At 39.0% G+C, this 19,783-nt stretch carries 15 protein-coding genes; 10 read left to right on the top strand and 5 right to left on the bottom strand.

Annotated features, from left to right (window positions below; translation table 11 throughout):
- Nucleotides 1-229 precede the first annotated feature (229 nt).
- The 4 genes from VXM68_RS10190 to VXM68_RS10175 all read left to right on the top strand — a co-directional run bounded on the left by VXM68_RS10190 (nucleotide 230) and on the right by VXM68_RS10175 (nucleotide 3,538).
- Nucleotides 230-1,051 carry a thymidylate synthase gene (locus tag VXM68_RS10190; protein ID WP_293955758.1) on the top strand — a complete coding sequence of 274 codons (822 nt, stop codon included), beginning with the start codon at nucleotides 230-232 and terminating at the stop codon, nucleotides 1,049-1,051.
- 64 nt (nucleotides 1,052-1,115) lie between these two features.
- Nucleotides 1,116-1,610 carry a dihydrofolate reductase gene (locus tag VXM68_RS10185; protein ID WP_293955759.1) on the top strand — a complete coding sequence of 165 codons (495 nt, stop codon included), beginning with the start codon at nucleotides 1,116-1,118 and terminating at the stop codon, nucleotides 1,608-1,610.
- A 238-nt stretch (nucleotides 1,611-1,848) separates the two neighbouring features.
- Nucleotides 1,849-2,265 (top strand): hypothetical protein, encoded by a 417-nt coding sequence (locus tag VXM68_RS10180; protein WP_367211182.1) that lies wholly within the window; start codon nucleotides 1,849-1,851, stop codon nucleotides 2,263-2,265.
- Between the two features lie 64 nt (nucleotides 2,266-2,329).
- Nucleotides 2,330-3,538, top strand: coding sequence for a serine hydrolase (locus VXM68_RS10175; protein WP_367211181.1), 1,209 nt, complete (start codon nucleotides 2,330-2,332; stop codon nucleotides 3,536-3,538).
- 125 nt (nucleotides 3,539-3,663) lie between these two features.
- Here the strand turns inward: VXM68_RS10175 and VXM68_RS10170 are convergent, their stop codons facing one another.
- Nucleotides 3,664-4,671, bottom strand: a complete 1,008-nt coding sequence (locus VXM68_RS10170; protein ID WP_367211180.1) for a D-alanine--D-alanine ligase — start codon at nucleotides 4,669-4,671, stop codon at nucleotides 3,664-3,666.
- A 145-nt stretch (nucleotides 4,672-4,816) separates the two neighbouring features.
- Between VXM68_RS10170 and VXM68_RS10165 the strand changes: the two genes are divergently transcribed.
- The 6 genes from VXM68_RS10165 to VXM68_RS10140 all read left to right on the top strand — a co-directional run bounded on the left by VXM68_RS10165 (nucleotide 4,817) and on the right by VXM68_RS10140 (nucleotide 11,480).
- Nucleotides 4,817-5,782 (top strand): PASTA domain-containing protein, encoded by a 966-nt coding sequence (locus tag VXM68_RS10165; RefSeq protein WP_367211179.1) that lies wholly within the window; start codon nucleotides 4,817-4,819, stop codon nucleotides 5,780-5,782.
- A 183-nt stretch (nucleotides 5,783-5,965) separates the two neighbouring features.
- Nucleotides 5,966-7,006 (top strand): endolytic transglycosylase MltG, encoded by a 1,041-nt coding sequence (gene mltG / locus VXM68_RS10160; protein ID WP_293955764.1) that lies wholly within the window; start codon nucleotides 5,966-5,968, stop codon nucleotides 7,004-7,006.
- Nucleotides 7,006-7,413, top strand: a complete 408-nt coding sequence (locus VXM68_RS10155) for a thioesterase family protein (RefSeq protein WP_209576611.1) — start codon at nucleotides 7,006-7,008, stop codon at nucleotides 7,411-7,413. The genes mltG and VXM68_RS10155 overlap by 1 nt, the downstream gene beginning before the upstream one ends.
- Nucleotide 7,414: 1 nt before the next feature.
- Nucleotides 7,415-8,380 carry a YihY/virulence factor BrkB family protein gene (locus tag VXM68_RS10150; protein WP_294185738.1) on the top strand — a complete coding sequence of 322 codons (966 nt, stop codon included), beginning with the start codon at nucleotides 7,415-7,417 and terminating at the stop codon, nucleotides 8,378-8,380.
- Between the two features lie 228 nt (nucleotides 8,381-8,608).
- On the top strand, nucleotides 8,609-10,540 hold the full coding sequence (gene rpsA / locus VXM68_RS10145; RefSeq protein WP_293955766.1) for a 30S ribosomal protein S1: 1,932 nt from the start codon (nucleotides 8,609-8,611) through the stop codon (nucleotides 10,538-10,540).
- A 100-nt stretch (nucleotides 10,541-10,640) separates the two neighbouring features.
- Complete coding sequence (locus VXM68_RS10140) at nucleotides 10,641-11,480, top strand: sulfurtransferase (RefSeq protein ID WP_367211178.1); 840 nt, start codon at nucleotides 10,641-10,643, stop codon at nucleotides 11,478-11,480.
- A 1-nt stretch (nucleotide 11,481) separates the two neighbouring features.
- Here VXM68_RS10140 and VXM68_RS10135 read toward each other — a convergent pair whose 3' ends face one another.
- The 4 genes from VXM68_RS10135 to gyrB form a co-directional block, all read right to left on the bottom strand.
- Entirely contained in the window at nucleotides 11,482-13,383 is a 1,902-nt protein-coding gene (locus VXM68_RS10135) for an ATP-dependent DNA helicase RecQ (RefSeq protein WP_367211177.1), read from the bottom strand.
- Nucleotides 13,380-15,464 (bottom strand): ComEC/Rec2 family competence protein, encoded by a 2,085-nt coding sequence (locus VXM68_RS10130; RefSeq protein WP_367211176.1) that lies wholly within the window; start codon nucleotides 15,462-15,464, stop codon nucleotides 13,380-13,382. Before VXM68_RS10130 ends, VXM68_RS10135 begins: the two co-directional genes overlap by 4 nt.
- Complete coding sequence (locus VXM68_RS10125; RefSeq protein ID WP_367211175.1) at nucleotides 15,461-17,440, bottom strand: helix-hairpin-helix domain-containing protein; 1,980 nt, start codon at nucleotides 17,438-17,440, stop codon at nucleotides 15,461-15,463. The genes VXM68_RS10130 and VXM68_RS10125 overlap by 4 nt, the downstream gene beginning before the upstream one ends.
- Nucleotides 17,441-17,666: 226 nt before the next feature.
- Nucleotides 17,667-19,625 carry a DNA topoisomerase (ATP-hydrolyzing) subunit B gene (gene gyrB / locus VXM68_RS10120; RefSeq protein WP_293955771.1) on the bottom strand — a complete coding sequence of 653 codons (1,959 nt, stop codon included), beginning with the start codon at nucleotides 19,623-19,625 and terminating at the stop codon, nucleotides 17,667-17,669.
- Nucleotides 19,626-19,783 lie beyond the last annotated feature (158 nt).

Genomic DNA, 19,783 nt, shown 5'->3' with positions numbered 1-19,783 from the left:
CTTATCATTTTAAGTTTTGACTTTCTCGTTATAAGGATTTTCCTTAGTTTTGACTATCTTGAATGCTGAATGCACAGGCGGCTTATTATAGTCAAACGAAATTAGTCAGGACCTTGATGTATTCAGGTATTCCCCGATCGAGAATCAGACCCATAAAGTAGTGCTATACATTCTCATAGAGTTCGATAATAGCATTGATATTTAACATTTAAAAATTACTTTTTTACAGATGAAACAATATTTAGATTTACTCAGACATGTATATACAGATGGTGTTGTAAAGACAGATCGTACAGGCACAGGCACCAAAAGTGTCTTTGGATATCAGATGCGTTTCAACCTCCAGGAAGGTTTTCCTTTGGTAACAACAAAGAAATTACACCTGCGATCCATTATACATGAGTTAATCTGGTTCCTAAAAGGCGAAACCAATATTCAGTATCTCAAAGAAAATGGCGTAAGTATTTGGGACGAATGGGCTGACGAACAAGGAAATTTGGGCCCTGTGTACGGATCGCAATGGCGGTCTTGGCCGACGCCCGACGGCCGTCATATTGATCAAATTGCACAAGTAATTAATCAGCTTAAAAGTTCGCCGGATTCCCGTCGTATTATTGTATCGGCATGGAATGTTGCTGAAATAGAACATATGGCATTACCGCCTTGTCATGCTTTTTTCCAATTTTATGTGGCTCCAGCGCAACCCGAAAAAGGAATTTTAAAGCCACAATTGTCCTGTCAACTCTATCAGCGTAGTGCGGATATATTTTTGGGTGTACCTTTTAACATTGCATCTTACGCACTTTTAACCATGATGGTTGCCCAAGTGTGTGATATGGAAGCGGCTGAATTTATTCATACCCTAGGTGATGCGCATATTTATAGTAATCACTTTGAACAAACCGAACTTCAATTGAGCAGAGAACCTAAAGCGCTACCACAGATGAGCATTAACCCCGACGTAAAAGATATTTTTGATTTCAAATTTGAAGATTTTGAATTATTGAACTACGAATCACATCCTCATATCAAAGCTCCGGTTGCTGTTTAATTATGGCGGCACCTAATTTTGCAACAACATTCTTTTAGCGGATAATAATCACCTTATATCAACAATGAGCAACCCAACGATCACATTAATTGTCGCTGCATCGGACAACAATGCCATCGGAATCAACAACAAGATGCCTTGGCATTTACCAAACGACTTTAAATATTTCAAGAAAAATACTATTGAACATTCTGTACTGATGGGCAGAAAGACATTTGAGTCCATAGGTAAAGCATTACCGGAAAGAAGGAATATTGTCATCACACGCAACGCAGATTTTCAAGGTGAAGATATTGATGTCGCTAACAGTATTCAGGAAGCACTTTTATATTGTCGCGACGAGCGCGAAGTATTTATTATTGGTGGTGCAAACATCTATCAGCAGGCCCTTCCACTCGCCAACAAAGTACTTTTAACACGGGTGCATACCACCGTCAAAGGAGATGCTTTCTTTCCTGCATTACCAGCCGAAGAATGGGAATTGGTTTCCTCAGATGCGCATCAGGTGGATGAAAAACATGCATTTGCTTATACCTTTGAAGTTTATTCAAGAAAATAGTTCTGTGTTTACGAATTTCAAAACGCAATATATTGGAGCAAAAGGCTCCATGATCCTATGGATATTACGTTTCGTAATTTTCCTACTGGGTACCTCGAACCGAGCTCTTGCACAATTTAGCCCGCCAACCACGATACGAACTCCAAGCGGGAACGTTACTTTACCGGGCGTATATACCCCCCGGTTCTATTCTTTCAATAGCGAACCGATAAGCAGTAGGTATAAATTTTATATTGTTTTGAAAAATGACAGCACCGTTGTTGCAAAAACAAAAATAAAATTAAGAACCACAACAGCACCCAGTGAAATATCCTGGCGGGAAAAAGGCAAGAAACATACGGTAACGCCCGAGCAGACAAAAGAAATCTATCGGATAGATTATTGGAACAAGAAAATAAAAGGCATTCCACAGGACAGTTGCTGGTTATTTTTGGTCGACACTGTCAGTCGTGAACAGCGAATCCGCCGGTATAGCATGACCGCTGATATCAATCAGCCTACCATATCACATTTCAAAATTGAAAGGGCGAAGGAAATTTTACCACTGAAAAAAGAAACCTTGGAACCTTATGTAGAGGGAAATGAAAAAGCAAAAAAGCTCCTGTCAAAAAACAAATTGTTAAAAGCTATAGAAGAGCTTAATAGACAGGACTAAACAAGCGCAACACTTGGATATAAAGCACATGCACAAATACTTTATCTTAATTTTCACCCTATTCATGTCAGACGCATACGCTCAAAAGATAGATACTGTTTACCTGGAAAAATTACTCCAGAGTCATCCTGATCTATTTCAAAACATATTGAGGCATCCGACTAAAAATGAGGTGCAGATTCTGTATACGCAAATTGATCGTGACAAATCCAATATGCCGCATTTCAGGTCCTATAGCTATCGACTGAATCCGAACTGGTATTTTTATCCCGCAAGTACCGTAAAGTTGCCGACAGCAATTCTGGCCTTAGAAAAAATCAATGACCTACAGATTGCAGGTCTCAGCAAAGACACCCCCCTCCGTATTGATGCTGCATTTGAAAAGCAGACGAAGGTTCTTGTAGATGAGTCGGCAGCCAATGGGCTTCCTTCCGTGGCACAATATGTAAAAAAAATACTATTGACCAGCGACAATGATGCACAAAATAGACTTTTTGAATTTATTGGCCGTGCTGAACTAAATGCGAAACTAAAAAAATACGGCACCAAATACAGCCGTATTGTCAACCGTCTTGCCATTGGAGACAAGGGCATATGGGCCAAACATACCAATCCAATAACCTTTTATAGTGGGGAAAATAGTTTTTATAAACAAGAGGCACAGTTCGACCCCAAAGACTATCCCATCAAGCTGGCCAATACCCTTCAGGGAAAAGGCTATATAAACGACAAAGATGAGCTAGTCCATGCCCCCTGGAGCTTTGAAGGATTAAATGTCTACGCTCTTCAAGATCAACAGCTCATTCTGAAGAAATTATTATTTCCTGAAGCATTTCAGCCTAAAGATAGATTTAACCTGAAAAAGGAGGACTACGCACTGCTCTATGATTATATGTCGCGCTATCCCTTTGAGTCGGATTTCCCGAAATATGACTCTACAGAATTCTGGCCAACATATAGCAAGCTCCTTTTTTATGGCCGTGAAAAACATACGACCCTAAATCCCAACATACGGATCTTCAACAAGTATGGTGATTCTTATGGCTATAATATTGATAATGCTTATATCGTCGACTTTGAACATGGGGTGGAATTTATGCTCGCCGTTGTTGTGCAGTCTAATGAAAATGGCATCTACAACGATGGACGCTATGAATACGAAACAGTAACCTACCCATTTTTAAAAAATATCGGGCAGGTAATTTATCAGGAGGAATTGAAAAGGGTAAAAAAGTTTAAACCCGATCTATCCAAATTTGATTTCAGAAAATAAAACACAAAAAGACGGCTTTCAGAAAATTGAAAGCCGTCTTTTGTTATCTTTAGTTACCCAGTCGCATATTGTTAAATTCAGCAATCGTACGAACCTCCGATTCATATCTAATATAAAGGACAATATTATTTCGACTGCAAGGCTGTTTCGATCAATTCGCCATAGAAATCACATTCTTTCATTCCAAAAGCGCGTACTTGTTGCGGTATAAAACTTTGCGCGGTCTGCCCCGGAATGGTATTGATTTCAATAAAATAAAAGTTATCGGTTCCGTTTTCCAAAAAGAAATCTACACGTACCATACCTTTGCAATTCAATCTGACATAAATCTCTTTCAAGATACGTGCAGCCCGTTCCTGCTGTTCGTTAGTCAGCTCTGCCGGCGTAATCTCTTCGGTCAGTCCAGGTATATATTTCGCTTCGTAGTCAAAAAATTCGCGCGTAGTCCGAACCTCCGTAGCAGGTAAAACAACAAGCTCGCCTTTTGAATTCCGAAAAATTCCTTCGGAAAATTCGCGTCCAGTCACAAATTCTTCAACAATGACCTGTTTACCTGTATTCTCTGCATCAAAAGCTTTATCGATCGCTTCTTTTAACTGTGCAGATTCTTTCACCTTGGTCATACCGATACTGCTCCCACCTGCATTAGGTTTCACAAAATAAGGCAGCGAAAGATTGCTTTCGACGATTTTGAGTGCCTCCGGGCGTTGCGATTCAAACAGTAGGACCGATTTTGCCAAATGCAGCTCTGGAATATCCGATAAAATCGCCTTTGTATACCCTTTATTCATCGTCAAGGCAGAAGTTAGCGCGTCACATGACGTATAAGGAATATCTAATAAGTCAAAATAACTTTGGAGTCTCCCATCTTCTCCAGGCACACCGTGTACCATAATAAATGCCAAGTCAAAAATCAAAACATCCCCATGCAATGAAAGCGTGAAATCTGCTTTCGAAATGGGATGCTGCTGACCATCTACATCTTCGTAGTACCATGCTTCTTTGGTCACCGTAATCATATACACATCGTATTTGTCGTGATCAAGCTGCGAATTGACGAAGGCTGAACTTTTAAAAGAAACTTCAGCTTCTCCTGTATAACCTCCAGTTATTAATGCTATTTTTGCTTTCATAAATTTTAGCGATTCGAAGAGCAAATATAATTTGCTATACACGGAAAAACGAATAATTTTGTGACGAATAATTTTATTTAATCTTTCTGCAAACTTGGCTTTAATATTGCGGTTCTATGCAGAATTAATTTTTATTAACAAAGAAATGTCCAAAGTAGTACAATATCTTCAGACCCCCACTTTTAGGAAAAATCTTATTGCCGCTTTCATTGCGATAGTATGCGTATTCCTTTTCGTTTATATTGGTCTGAAAGTATATACCAAACATGATGAATCTATTGCGGTCCCTAAAGTCAAAGGACTTCATATCAGTGCAGCTATTCAGGCGCTGGAAAATGCGGGGCTCGAATATAAAATTGATTCTGTCTATCAGATGGACGCTAAGCCTGGTATGGTTATAGAACAAGATCCTGAACAAGGATTTCATGTAAAATCGGGTCGGACTATTTATTTGACCATTATCACACAGGTGGCACCTGAAGTTGCTTTTCCGAATATAAAGGATAAAACATTGATCGAAGCCACCGCCATCTTGAAAAACCATAACCTTAGAATAGGAGACACTTCGTATGTAGCGGACATCGCAAGAGATATCGTTTTAGATGCTCAATTTGCAGGACAGTCCATCCGTAATGGAAGGATGATACCTAAAGGTTCGCGTATAGATCTCGTTTTGGGAAATGGATTGGGAGCAAATGAAGTAGAGATACCTAATTTAATTGGACTTCCGTTAAATGAAGCGAAGTTTGCCTTATCTGGAGCTGGACTAGGTCTGGGCACTGTAACCTATGATCCAAATGTAACGGATACTGCTACCGCAGTAATCAGTGTACAATCACCAGGAATCGAAAAAGGCTTAACCAGCTTAGGCGCTAAAATTGATGTAACACTTTCAATTACAGCACCAGCACCTATTACAGATGCTCCTGCAGGTGTTACAACAACACCTAAACCACAAGCAAACCAAACACAAGCTAATCCGAATGCCCAATCGAAGCCTGCTGCACCGGCGAAGAGTACGACCACAAATACGCCGACAACGAAACCTGCAAATAACGCCGTGGGCCAAAAGAAAGATAAAGAAAACAAAGGAAATAGCCTTGGGTTCTAAGGCTACGACCGTAAATTGAAATTGCATTGAATCACTGATAAAAGATGCTAAAGTCTTTAAAGATTCAACACGATAAACATAAGAAAAAACTGCGTTTCATACGCGAGATTTTTCGAACATTGACCGCTAAAGGCTGCATGAATGCCATAAATAGCGAACAAAAAATGATTAAAAAATTTTAGAATGAAAAATAAAAAGGGAATACCAAGTTGGTTAAAAATAATTGCTCTAATCGTTGTTGTCGTTGGAGCTTATTTTGCTTGGAAATTTTATAGCACGTTTTATGCTTCGAATGTATCGGGAGATAAAAAGTACCTGTATATACACGAGGGTGAAAAGTATGAAGATGTCCTGAAATCAATCAGCGATTCAAATCTATTGGACGATATCGCTTCATTTCAGCGTGCAGCGCAATATAAAAAATATGAAAAGAGTGTAAAACCAGGTCGGTACTTATTGACACCTGGAATGAACAATAGACGTTTAGTTGGCAATTTAATGGGTGGCTACCAAGACCCCGTAAAATTCCGATTCGCCAATGTCCGATTAAAAGAAAATATGGCGGCGCTTCTTGGAAAAAGTTTCGAGGCTGATTCTGCGCAATTTATCGCTGTGCTGAATGATGAAGCTACGGCGCAGAAGTATGGATTTACGAAGGAAAATCTGATTACGATGTTTATTCCTAATACGTACGAAATATACTGGAACACTAGTCCTGAAAAGATAATCGCTCGTTTTGATGATGAATGGAAAAAATTCTGGAATACGGATCGCACGGCGAAAGCAAAAGCGCTTAATTTGACTCCACAGCAGATCAGCACGTTAGCTTCCATTGTTAAAGGGGAAGCGCTACATCAAGATGAAATGCCCATGATTGCGGGACTTTATTTAAACCGCCTTAAAAAAGGAATGTTATTACAGGCAGACCCAACAGTAATCTTTGCTAATAATGATTTTACAATCAGAAGGGTATTGAATAAGCACCTAAGGACAGACAATCCCTACAATACATATATTTATAGAGGATTGCCCCCAGGCCCGATTTCTATTCCAAGCATCGCTGCTATTGATGCAGTGTTGAACTTCAAGCAGCACGATTACATCTATATGTGTGCGAAAGATGATTTCTCGGGTTACCATAATTTCGCAAAAACTGAAGCAGAGCATTTAATCAATGCGCGCAAATTTCAACAGGCTTTGGATGCTAGAAATATTAAAAAATAATGTTTGTATTTGATCATCAGATTCGCGTTCGCTATGCAGAAACAGACCAGATGGGCTATGTCTATTATGGCAATTACGCTGCGTTTTATGAAATAGCTCGAACTGAAATGCTGCGGAGTACAGGGATCTCATACCGAGAACTGGAAGAAATGGGGGTCATGCTCCCTGTCACAGAGATGAAGACCAAATATCTAAAACCAGGCAAATATGATGACCTGATTACAATACGTGTAACCATCCGAAAGAAACCTGCTGTTCGTATTGTCTTCGAATATGAGCTTTTCAATGAGAATGGAGAGCTACTTAATCAAGGAGAAACGACATTGGTCTTTGTCAATATGGAGAAAAATAGACCTTGTATGCCGCCGCAGGTTTTCTTGGATAAGATGAGTAAATATTTTAATTAAAATGGGGAAAATCCACCAATGGCTATTAAATTTTGAACCTTATTTTAGATTGATCGAATGGAGTAAACGGGTCGTACTACCTGGGTTTGGCTCGCTCCCACTTTACACCGTAGCTGTATTTTTCTTTCAGGAAATTTCCAGAGACTCCATTATTAGCAAAGCTTCTTCCCTTTCCTACAGCTTTCTATTAGCTATTTTTCCAGGCATCATCTTTTTATTTACGTTAATCCCATATATTCCAATAAATAATTTTCAAGAGCAATTGTTGGATTTTCTTGCTGTAGTTATTCCTAAAAATGCATTTCTCGTTGTTGAAACAACTTTGGAAGATATTATCAAAAACCAAAATGGCGGATTGCTGTCCTTCGGTTTTGTGTTTGCAGCCTATTTTGCCACCAACGGCATGGCCTCCCTCATGAATGCATTCAATAAAGCATCGTTAATGACAGAAAAACGGCCTTGGATCAAAAAACGATTGTTGGCCTTAGCTTTGGCCTTCTTAATTATCTTTGCCCTGACTGTTGGAATGACGATTTTTACGATTGCTGGCATTACGATAGACTATCTTAAAGAAACGACGGGTATTAAATCAAGCTTCTGGGCGATATTGCTTAAGATAGCCCGATGGTTGATTATATTCGCTATCTATTTTTTCACAGTGAGTTGTATCTACAAATTTGGTCCTTCAACCTCCAATAAGTGGAAACTCTTTAGTGCAGGAGCATCGATGGCCACCATTCTGGCAATATTGACTTTTTCGATATTCACTTTTTATATCAATCACTTCGGTGCGTACAACAAATTGTATGGCTCTATCGGAACTTTAATTGTCATTATGCTCTGGATTTATTTGAATACGCTTATTTTATTATTGGGTTATGAGCTCAATGCTGCTATTGCGCTGTCCAAACAAACCATTGTTATTGCCAAACCACGTATTTTCAATTCGTTTAAGAGAGAAGATTAAGTCTTTTTAAGCAGTTTAACTTATGCTTTCTAAGAAAGGAATTTCAGCAAATAAAGTCGATAAATAACAGAGTCAACGTTCAATTAGTACCCTATATAGCTTGACCTATAAAAACATCCCTATAACTGAAAGTCTTTCAATAAAATAAGAAAAAATAAAGTTTTGCATTTAAAGTTTTTTTGTACCTTTGCAACTCCTACAAAGTAGGAAAAAGGAGAAAATTAATTAATGGCAAAAAAACAAGAAGCAGAAAAAGAATTAGCAGCGAAAAACGCAGAGCTACAAGGTGCTGACACTAAAGTAGTGAAAGACACTGAACAAATTGAATCAGAAGCTGATTCAAACTTAATCGATGAAATCAAATCAAACACTTGGATCACACCAGAAGGTGAATTTGACTGGGATGCAAATGATAAAGGTTTCGGAAATTATAGCGAAGCTGAACGCGCTAAACTTGAAGCACAATACGCAGATACTTTCAACCAAGTTAATCAAGGTGAAATTATCGAAGGTACTGTAGTTTCTATCAACAATAAAGACGTAGTCTTAAATGTTGGTTTCAAATCTGACGGTTTAGTTTCTTTATCAGAATTCCGTGACTTACCAGAATTAAAAGTTGGTGATAAAGTTGACGTATTCGTTGAATCTCAAGAAGATGCTAACGGTCAATTAGTACTTTCTCGCAAACGTGCTAAAACTCAAAAATCTTGGGAAGCTATCAATGAAGCATTAGAAAATGATGCAATCATTACTGGTTTCGTTAAGAGCCGTACTAAAGGTGGTCTTATCGTTGATATTAAAGGTGTTGAAGCATTCTTACCTGGATCTCAAATTGATATCAAACCTATCCGTGACTACGATGTATACGTAGGTAAAACAATGGAATTCAAAGTTGTAAAAATCAACCATGAATTCAAAAACGTTGTTGTATCACACAAAGTCTTAATTGAAAACGACTTAGAAAACCAAAAATCTGAGATCGTAGCTAAATTAGAAAAAGGTCAAGTATTGGAAGGAACTGTTAAAAATATCACTGACTTCGGTGTATTCATCGACTTAGGTGGTGTTGACGGTTTGTTGCATATCACAGATATCTCTTGGGGCCGTATCGAGCATCCAAAAGAAGTTTTATCACTAGATCAAACAATCAACGTTGTTGTATTAGATTTTGATGATGAGAAAAAACGTATTGCTTTAGGCTTGAAACAATTATCTGAGCATCCTTGGGAATCTTTAGATACAGCATTAGAAGTTGGATCTAAAGTTAAAGGTAAAATTGTAACAGTTGCTGATTACGGAGCTTTCTTAGAAATCATCCCAGGCGTTGAAGGTTTGATCCACGTTTCTGAAATGTCTTGGTCACAAAACTTACGTTCTCCACAAGAGTTCTTGAAAGTTGGTGATGAGATCGAAGCGCAAATCTTAACGTTAGATCGCGATGAGCGTAAAATGAGCTTAGGTATCAAACAATTGACTCCAGATCCTTGGAAAAATATCACTGAGCGTTACCCTGTAGGTTCTAAACAAACAGCTGTTGTTAAAAACATGACTAACTTCGGTGTATTTGTTGAATTGGAAGAAGGTATCGATGGTTTGATCCACATCTCTGATTTATCTTGGTCTAAAAAAATCAACCACCCTAACGAATTTACTAAAGTTGGTGAAACATTAGACGTAGTTGTTTTAGAATTGGATGAAGAAAACCGTAAATTATCTTTAGGTCACAAACAATTGGAAGAAAACCCTTGGGATACTTTCGAAACGATCTTTACTGAAGGTTCTATTCACGAAGGTACTGTGATCAAAGTTGGTGATAAAGGTGATATCGTAGCTTTACAATATGGTGTTGAAGGTTTCTGTCCTTCTAAACACTCTGTTAAAGAAGACGGTTCATCATTGAAAGTTGATGAAGTTACTTCATTCAAAATCATTGAGTTCAACAAAGAGAACAAACGTTTGGTAATTTCTCACTCTCGTATCTGGGAAGAAGAGAAAGAAGAAGCTCGCAAAGAAGAGTCTAGCAACCGTAAAAAAGACGCTAAAGCTGAATCTTCAGCTGTTAAAAAAGTAAAAGATTCTGTTGAGAAATCTACTTTAGGCGACTTAGACGTGTTAGCTCAATTGAAAGAGCAAATGGAAAATGATAAAAACGCTAAGTAATTAGCAATTTCAATCCATAAAAAGCGGCTGTTCTTTTGGAACAGCCGCTTTGCTTTTATAGGGATGCTTTTGTAATTTTGTAGCAATAAACTTTATTGTTATGTCATTCAAATCAGCCTTAATCAACCCCACCGAACTTCTGGAATCATTGGGACAGCATACAGACATTGTCCTCCTTGATTGCACCATCGACAAAGTTGGCCAATCCATCAAGGACGCCAAGTTCGAAGTACTACCCCATTCTCAATTTTTTGACATCGAAGGGAAACTTTCGGATTCTACTTCTAAATTACCACATACCCTTGTATCGGCAGAAGTATTCGAACGAGAAATGCAACGCCTAGGAATCAATCAGGATAGTACCGCCGTGTTATACGACAGATGGGGTGTTTATTCAAGCCCAAGGGCATGGTGGATGTTTAAGGTCATGGGTTTTGAACAGGTATTTATTCTAAATGGTGGCGTCCCCGCTTGGAAAAAAAGTAAATTATCGCTCGTAGACCAGTATGCAGCTGCTGTAAAACCTGGTAACTTTAAAGCCCAATTTCAAGAACACCTGTATGCCGATAAAGAGTATATCTTAGCTCATTATCGGGATCCTCTAGTAAATATTTTTGATGCCAGAAGCAAAGGTCGATTTAGTGGTTTAGTAGCTGAACCCCGGAAAGGCCTTCATGGTGGGCATATCCCCCATTCCAAAAACCTCCCTTTCGAAGAATTACTTGATGGAATCGTTTATAAACCAATTGATGAATTAAAACGACAATTTGATCACTTTAATAAGACTGGAAATGAGTATATCTTCTCGTGTGGATCGGGTATCACGGCCTCAATCTTAGCATTTGCTGCTCATCTCGCTGGTCACGAGCAAATCCGTGTATACGATGGTTCGTGGTCTGAATGGGGGCGCGAAGAGCTTAATCTTCCAATCGAAAAATAAGTTAAAATAAAGTATTCCAAGAGTAGAGATTATCCTCCAGGCGGATTTTTTCCGCATCCAGCAGATCACGAATAATCTCTATTCTTTGCTTTTCCGTACCTAATGTTAAACTACCCACCAAATCATGGATATTCTTCGCACCGGCAAGTAAACTGCTCTTTATTTCGGCTTTTATATTTGTCCGTTGCTTTGCCTGATGATTACGGATCAGGCATAAATCACATACTTCACAGAACCCCGCATTTTTCTCACCAAAATACAATAACAACGATTGACTACGGCAATTGCTTCGCTCGATATAATTAATCATGCCATTGACCTCCTCTTCCTTCACCTGATGGCGATCCCGAATAAAGACATGGTCGATATGCAGATGTTTATAATCGACCCGATTCTGTAGGAATGTCAATTGCGGTGAATCTGTAGAAGGCAAATAAGTCGCTATTTCCAACGTTTCTAACGATTTCAATAGCTCTACGACACGACCATATGGTAAACCTAATTTTCCTGCAAATTCGTATTCATTGATTAATATGAAATTCTCAAATACGCCGCCATAGCTACGTAAAATAGCCTTGACGAGCTTATCATATTTTGCATACTGAACCTGAAATTTATATAGCTCAGCACTGTCAATCTCAAATTTAAAGCGTGAAGGGATTGTAACAGCCTCCGACAAAACCAACCAGGTATCCCGCTCCAGAAATTTCAGTGCACTCATCACTGGCACCAAGGGGAGCTGATATTTTTTAGCAAATGTAACGACATCAAAATCCACTGTCACTCCCTCACCAGAACCATAAGGAATCTGAAAATGATTACAAAGGTAGTGATAGGTTTGTTGAATAAAGGAAATATCTGGAAAACTAGCCTGCAGATTATCCAGTAGTTTCTGCTCATCTGTTTTTTGATAAAGAATAACAGGGTAAGCTTTTTTTCCATCCCTCCCTGCCCTACCGGCTTCTTGATAATAGGCTTCCAGCGAATCGGGCAAATCCAGGTGAATCACGAAGCGCACATCAGGTTTATCGATCCCCATGCCAAAGGCATTTGTAGCGACGATAACACGAACAACATTTGTCATCCACACATGCTGTTTCTGATCCCGCTCTTGCCCAGAAAGCCCTGCATGATAATAATCCGCAGAAATCCCATTATTGACTAAAATACGCGCTACTTCTTGTGTTTCACGACGGTTTCTTACATAAACAATACCGCATCCGCCCAATTTATGAATGATGCGTACCATGCGGCCCATCTTATCTTCCTCTTCAATAGCCATATAAGCCAGATTATCCCGAAGAAAGCTTTTTACGAATACATTTTCCTTTGAAAAATCGAGTTTCTGCTGAATATCGGTTATCACACGCGGCGTTGCAGTGGCCGTAAGAGCCAAAAAAGGCACTTTGGGATGTAATTCACGTAATTTAGCTAACTCTAAATAAGGCGGTCTAAAATCATATCCCCATTGGGAAATACAATGTGCTTCGTCTATCGCAAAAAGATTGACATTCATAAATCGTATACGTTCTCTCACGATGTCATTGTACAACCTTTCAGGAGAGAGATAGAGAAATTTTATTTTTCCATAAACGCAGTTATCCAGGGTAATATCCACCTCTCTCTTCTTCATACCCGAGTAAATTGCGACCGCCTGAATTCCATTTTTTCTCAAATGCTCAACCTGGTCTTTCATCAACGCAATAAGCGGCGTAACCACGATACAAATTCCCTCCAGCATCAATGCAGGTACTTGAAAACAAATCGATTTTCCCCCACCTGTCGGCAATAAAGCCAAGGTATCTTTACCAGAAATGACAGATTGAATAATTTCTTCCTGCAGGGGTCTAAATGAGTCAAATCCCCAGTATTGCCTTAAGATTGATATACTATCTTGCGTCATAAGTTCTCCTTATTCCAAACATACGCAAAATTATCTTTCATGAGATAATTTTGTATCCCCAAACTATCCAGCATACGTTGCGTAAGCAGACACTTTTCCATTGAGTTGGACCCATCCAGCACAACAAGTTTTGGTCTAATTTGCTTTAATACATCTGGTAAACCATAAAAAAAATTTTTTCGAATAATGACAATATCAGCCGGTGACATCGTTCCTTTCGGATGGGACAAAATAGCGATTTTGCCTAAAGGAAGCGTAACAAAATAGTTCTTTCTATCCCGCCCATTTAATGGCACAAATTGAACTTCACCTGTCGATAACAATCCAATTTCTCTTCCACATGCATATTGTAATCCTTTGGCCTGCAAAGAATCAAAAGTGCTATAAACAATTCCGCGACCAGCTTTGAAATACCCCATAGTCAATTCATGTTTTGTATTGTAAATACGAAAGCGTTCTAAATCATTACTTTCTAACCGTTTTTTCCCAATGATTAGCGACATCCCAATTCCACAATATAGCCCCAGCCATACGTACCTTTTATCCTTCCACTGAAAAGCATATAAAAAAGAGAAAACTGCAAAATAGGCCAAAAATAAAACACTAAATTCCATAGTGCTTATCTTTATAGTCGAAAGAGGTAAATGGCCAATAAATTTCAAACATGATAGTATAAAATGAATGAGATTTTCTAAAAGAAAACCTAAAATCTCATTTAGCCAGTCGACAGGGCTAATGGTCATAATAAAACCAGCATACATCACTAGCGTGGAAGGAATATCGACAAGTAAATTGGCAATCAGAAAATAAGTGGGGAACTGTCCAAAATAATAAAGACTTAGCGGTGTTGTCAGTATCTGTGCTGCAATAGAAACTGTTAATAAATCTCTTACAAATCGGAATATAGAACTTTTGACCGGCAAAAGTACATTCACCAACGGTGCACATAATATCATACCCAAAACTGCTAAAAAAGACAATTGGAAACCAACGTCGTAAATAGCCCGGGGCGCAAACAATAGAATCAATACAGCAGCAATAATAAGCGAATTCAAGCTTGAAAAACTTCGTTTAAAATATTGTGCACATAGAACAAAACTAATCATAATAGCTGCGCGTGTAATTGGTGCATCAAGCCCTGCTATAAAGGCATATATCCAGATCGTGCTCCATAATAAAATTAATGGTAGCCACTTCAGATAAAGTGGCCATGCTATTTGTTTGATAATAAGAGATAAAAACCCAAATAAAACAGCAACGTGCATCCCCGATACACTTAAGATATGTACAGTTCCTGTATTCGTGAAAGCCTCCATACTACCGGTACTTATCTCGCTTCGAAAACCGTATAACAATGCCGATGCAATAGCAAAATTTTCATCCCCTTTGAGATGGCTACGGAGCTTAACTAAAAAATACTTTCTCGTTTGCAAAGCAGCTGCAAACACAGAAAACTCCCTTGTTGCTTGCCGACTGACCACCCTATAGTAACCAGATTTTATAAAAACTTCATGATATATTAAGTACTTTCTCATATACTCCCTATAATCAAACTCCATCGGATTACGTGGCGGAGCTATTCTCTTCACATCCCCTTTTAACCACAGGAAGTCACCAAATTGAAGGAAGTTTTTCGCACTCAATTTTAGGGTTATCATCAATCGACCGGAAGTTTGTACAAACTCCCCTTGCCTATATACACCGATCACTTCTGCAGAAAAACGGGTAATATTCTGCTTTATCTGAGGTTCCTCTATTATTTTCACTACATAACTCTCTGCATCGATCTGAGAGAAATGGTTTGCGATAACTATAGGGTCATTGCGCCAATAGTGAAAGATTCCAAACAGTATAACAGTTAGGTAATACCCGAACAAATAACCATATTTGCGAATTTTACCCCTAAAAAAATAGCAACACATGGTTAGCAGGGCCATTACAATCAACGCCTGTTGTAAATATTGAAATATTGGGCGAGAAATTGGTAATGTAGGAGCCAAAAGAAGCATCAAAATATATAGGATTGCAATTTTAAGAATGGGAATTCGCTCTAATCTTTGGAGAAAACTTAACTCATTCATAATTGCCATTTCAACTGTAATTTAACCTCAGATTTTATGTTACCGTCGATCTGATCCAATCCTGTTCCAATAGTCTCTCTTCCGGGATAATAATATATTCCGTACTTCGCCCATACTCGAAGATGGCGGCTTAAGCGATAGTTTAGATTGAGGTAGGTTCTCCATCCCTTTGTATTGTACATGCCGAAACCAGCTGCGTACAGTACATCTTGCTCATAAGCATAGATTCTATTGTCATAGCTAGCCGCGTCAAAATATGCGATCCGCATATTTGACTGTAACTTTCCAGCTGCCGACTTCCAGAATACATCCTGAAAAAACATATATCCGAAACTGTTTTCCTGATACTCTTTTTGGAACATATTGGCTTCTGCGCGTGAACGAATAGTCCACCGGGAATTAAGACGATAATGAAATTCTACCCTTAACTGCTGCTTAACTGTATTCACAAGCCCATGCTCGGTCTGTCCCTCTCCTGTGTAGTTAACTTGTTTTAATCGGTTGCGATAACGCAAGGAAAGTTGCCCCTTTTTATACCACATGTAACTTAGCTGACTGAAGAAATCAGCTCCTGTAGATAGTGTATCAGCCTGATACTTTGCTCCCGGAAAACGGAATACATCAGCATAATTAGACCAGAGTAGTTTTCTTCCAAGTTGGTACGTTAATCCCAAATATCCCCCCTGCTCATTTGACGTATCACCCGATTCACCAAATCCATGTCCATAAAAAGTATGAAAATTCTTCTTGTAGTCGCGAAGTGAAAGGACCGTAGACAATCGCGGATGTAAACTGATTATCGCGCCTGCTAATAACGCCGAACCGCCATCCATGCTGTTGGCATATTCGCCGAACACATAGATATTTCGAATCGTATAGTTTGAATACAAACTTATGTTTCGCAGAAAATCTCCTTCAAAATCAGCTTGCTGTCGTATTCCCTTTCCCTTGATTTTAAAGACATCCAACTGGGTCTCGTTAAAATGAACACCTGCTTTGAACCGTTTATAGCGCCACAATAGATTCAATCCATAGGCCATTTGAGATGCAGCACCACGATATTTCTGTTCGGTTGGAGTGCGATGTAAACCTGTACTTGCAATCGTTGAAATCGTTGCCGGAAAAGTTGTACGGTCAACATTTCCGTCAATAGATCGATAAGAAAAATAAGGTGTAATTTCTATATGTTTAATCTGCAAAGTTCCGGCAATACCACGCATAAAATTAACCTCATTTAACGAAGTGTAGGATTTTACACCAATCCCTTGTCTTGCGGCATGCTGTACCAATCCTCCTTTTCCGAAATTCAAACCATTCCACATACTGAGCCCCTGTCCAAACTGCAAGGCATAGTCGCCGATGACGATACTCCTGAAACGGCCAAAATTTTTTATCGACAAACTCAAGCTATAGAAATCAAACCCCATTTTTTGCTGATCTCTAAAAAAGGGTTCCCCGGCATCTTTTTTCATATTAACGGCGAGTTGGATTCTATCGTTCAATTGAGCTCTGTACCTCAGCGCATAGCGATTAGCATCGCCGAGATACCTGGATCGCGTTGTATCAGTGATACGATAGCCTTTCGATTTTTCGAGCGTCCGAGCATACCGCAACATAATTTCTTGCTTAAATTTCCTTAACTTAAGGACGCTTAACGGTGATTCAGAGCCTATTTGTACAAAAGGCAGCAATAAATGGACAATTTGTTCATTAAATCCTTCGATGGCCTGTAGTTCCAGTATATTGATAAATTTCCCTGATATAGCCCTATGCTCAAGCAGGTGATCAATTAATAAAGGATTTAGAAATTGTAACTCAGCGAGTTCGCTACCATCAGTTTTATTGAGATCGATGGGGTGTTTGAGGTAATGATGCCACTTTTCACTCAGTTCGCTCAAATCAGCATCCTCGGGAAGATCTTCCGATAAACTTTCAAATAAATCTTGGAGATCGATTTTTTCATTTGTCTGCGCCATACAGGTTCCAATAAAACAACCTATAAAGAGCAAAATTCTGCTACAATATTTCATAATAGGTTTTAATTAATATTGGCTAGATGTTAGGCGATGAAGCTTTTATCCCGGCAGAAAAAAGACTCATTAGCATGAAAATAGGAAATATAAATGAATAAAAAAAGCCTGATGAGAAATTCATCAGGCTTTGCTATTCACTTATGTACACTTCCGTTAGGCTAAACTTACATTAAATATCAATTTTAGCATAACGTGCATTTTTTTCAATAAATTCACGACGCGGAGCAACTTCGTCTCCCATTAACATGGAGAAAATACGGTCACATTCCGCCGCATTCTCAATAGTTACTTGCCTCAAGGTACGTGTTTCAGGATTCATAGTCGTATCCCATAGCTGTTCAGCATTCATCTCTCCAAGACCTTTGTAACGCTGTACGTGCACACTATCCTCTTTACCAGCTCCCTTCAAACGCTGAATAGCATTAATACGTTGATCTTCATTCCAAGCATATTCATGTTCTTTTCCTTTTTTGACCAGATATAGCGGCGGCGTTGCAATATAAACATATCCTCTTTCGATCAATTCTTTCATATATCTGAAATAGAATGTCAAGATTAATGTTGTAATGTGGGATCCATCCACATCGGCATCCGTCATGATGATGATGCGGTGATAACGTAGCTTTTCAAGATTCAGTGCTTTAGCATCCTCGGCAGTACCTACACTCACGCCCAAAGCAGTAAACATATTTTTGATCTCCTCATTTTCGTAGATCTTATGTTCCATCGCTTTTTCGACGTTTAAGATTTTACCACGTAAAGGCATGATCGCCTGATGTTTTCTATCACGGCCAGACTTAGCTGTACCACCCGCAGAATCACCCTCGACAAAATAGATCTCACATTTCGTAGGATCGTTGTCTTGACAGTCGGCCAATTTACCCGGAAGTCCAGAGCCCCCCATTACGGTTTTACGTTGGACCAAATCACGGGCTTTACGAGCCGCAGCACGTGCTTGAGCTGCAATGACAACCTTTTGCACGATAGCTTTTGCTTCACGTGGATTCTCTTCCAAATAAACACCTAAGATCTCACCAACAGCAACATCTACAGCCCCCATCACCTCGGAATTACCGAGTTTAGTTTTTGTCTGTCCTTCAAATTGAGGTTCTGCAACTTTCACTGAAATTACAGCCGTCAATCCTTCACGGAAGTCATCACCCGTAATTTCAACTTTCAAATTCTTAAGCAAACCAGACTTGTCCGCGTAAGCCTTCAATGTACGGGTCAAACCACGACGGAAACCGGCAACGTGCGACCCACCTTCAATGGTATTAATGTTATTCACATAAGAATGCACATTTTCAGAATACGTATCATTATATTGTAAAGCCAGTTCGACAGGAATACCTTGCTTTATACCTTCCACATAGATTGGATCTGGAATCAACGCCTGACGGTTTCCATCTAAAAATTTAACAAACTCCTTAAGACCTCCCTCAGAATGGAATGTTTCTTTTTTCTCAGAACCGTCCTCATTTGTCTCACGTTCGTCATTCAACGTCAAACTCACCCCTTTATTTAAAAAAGCAAGCTCACGAAGACGATTTGCCAAAGTATCGTAATTATACACCGTAGTCTGCGTGAAAATCGTAGGGTCTGGATGAAATGTTACAATTGTACCAGTCTTATCAGATACCCCAACTTCTTTCACATCATACAAAGGCTTACCAATTTGATATTCCTGCTGAAAAACCTTCCCGTCACGATGAACCTCGGCCTTCAGAAGAGTAGATAATGCATTTACACAGGACACACCTACACCATGCAAACCGCCAGAAACCTTATATGTATCTTTATCAAACTTACCCCCAGCATGCAATACTGTCATTACAAGCTCTAAGGCAGATTTATTTTCCTTTTTGTTGATTCCTGTAGGAATACCACGACCGTTATCCCGAACAGAAATCGAATTATCTTTATGGATAGTTACAAAAATGTCTGTACAATATCCTGCAACAGCTTCATCGATTGAATTGTCAACTACCTCGTATACCAAATGGTGTAGCCCTTTTACACCGGTATCACCAATATACATGGATGGACGCTTACGAACCGCCTCTAAACCCTCTAATACCTGGATATTATCGGCGGAATAGGTGGATGCATTTTTATTTTCTTCGCTCATTGAAAACCTCTTAAATGTAATATCCAAAAATACGAAATTTTGCCCGATTTATCAAGCCCACAAACAAGTATCAAGCGGATATCTAGAATTGTCAGAACATCGGATAATTTTACTTTTTTATTCTAAAAATTAGAATTTCAATTTTTTTGTGGTAGGTT

This window comes from Sphingobacterium sp. R2 (genome assembly GCF_040760075.1).
GTDB lineage: Bacteria > Bacteroidota > Bacteroidia > Sphingobacteriales > Sphingobacteriaceae > Sphingobacterium.
Note: the sequence above shows the minus strand (reverse complement) of the source record. Positions and strands in the feature narration are given on the sequence as shown.

Bases quoted from the DNA above. Each gene is read 5' to 3' on its own strand.
- VXM68_RS10190 (WP_293955758.1), top strand. From the start codon at position 230: ATGAAACAATATTTAGATTTACTCAGACATGTATATACAGATGGTGTT.
- VXM68_RS10185 (WP_293955759.1), top strand. From the start codon at position 1,116: ATGAGCAACCCAACGATCACATTAATTGTCGCTGCATCGGACAACAAT.
- VXM68_RS10175 (WP_367211181.1), top strand. From the start codon at position 2,330: ATGTCAGACGCATACGCTCAAAAGATAGATACTGTTTACCTGGAAAAA.
- VXM68_RS10170 (WP_367211180.1), bottom strand. From the start codon at position 4,671: ATGAAAGCAAAAATAGCATTAATAACTGGAGGTTATACAGGAGAAGCT.
- VXM68_RS10165 (WP_367211179.1), top strand. From the start codon at position 4,817: ATGTCCAAAGTAGTACAATATCTTCAGACCCCCACTTTTAGGAAAAAT.
- mltG (WP_293955764.1), top strand. From the start codon at position 5,966: ATGAAAAATAAAAAGGGAATACCAAGTTGGTTAAAAATAATTGCTCTA.
- VXM68_RS10155 (WP_209576611.1), top strand. From the start codon at position 7,006: ATGTTTGTATTTGATCATCAGATTCGCGTTCGCTATGCAGAAACAGAC.
- VXM68_RS10150 (WP_294185738.1), top strand. From the start codon at position 7,415: ATGGGGAAAATCCACCAATGGCTATTAAATTTTGAACCTTATTTTAGA.
- rpsA (WP_293955766.1), top strand. From the start codon at position 8,609: ATGGCAAAAAAACAAGAAGCAGAAAAAGAATTAGCAGCGAAAAACGCA.
- VXM68_RS10140 (WP_367211178.1), top strand. From the start codon at position 10,641: ATGTCATTCAAATCAGCCTTAATCAACCCCACCGAACTTCTGGAATCA.
- VXM68_RS10135 (WP_367211177.1), bottom strand. From the start codon at position 13,383: ATGACGCAAGATAGTATATCAATCTTAAGGCAATACTGGGGATTTGAC.
- VXM68_RS10130 (WP_367211176.1), bottom strand. From the start codon at position 15,464: ATGAATGAGTTAAGTTTTCTCCAAAGATTAGAGCGAATTCCCATTCTT.
- VXM68_RS10125 (WP_367211175.1), bottom strand. From the start codon at position 17,440: ATGGCGCAGACAAATGAAAAAATCGATCTCCAAGATTTATTTGAAAGT.
- gyrB (WP_293955771.1), bottom strand. From the start codon at position 19,625: ATGAGCGAAGAAAATAAAAATGCATCCACCTATTCCGCCGATAATATC.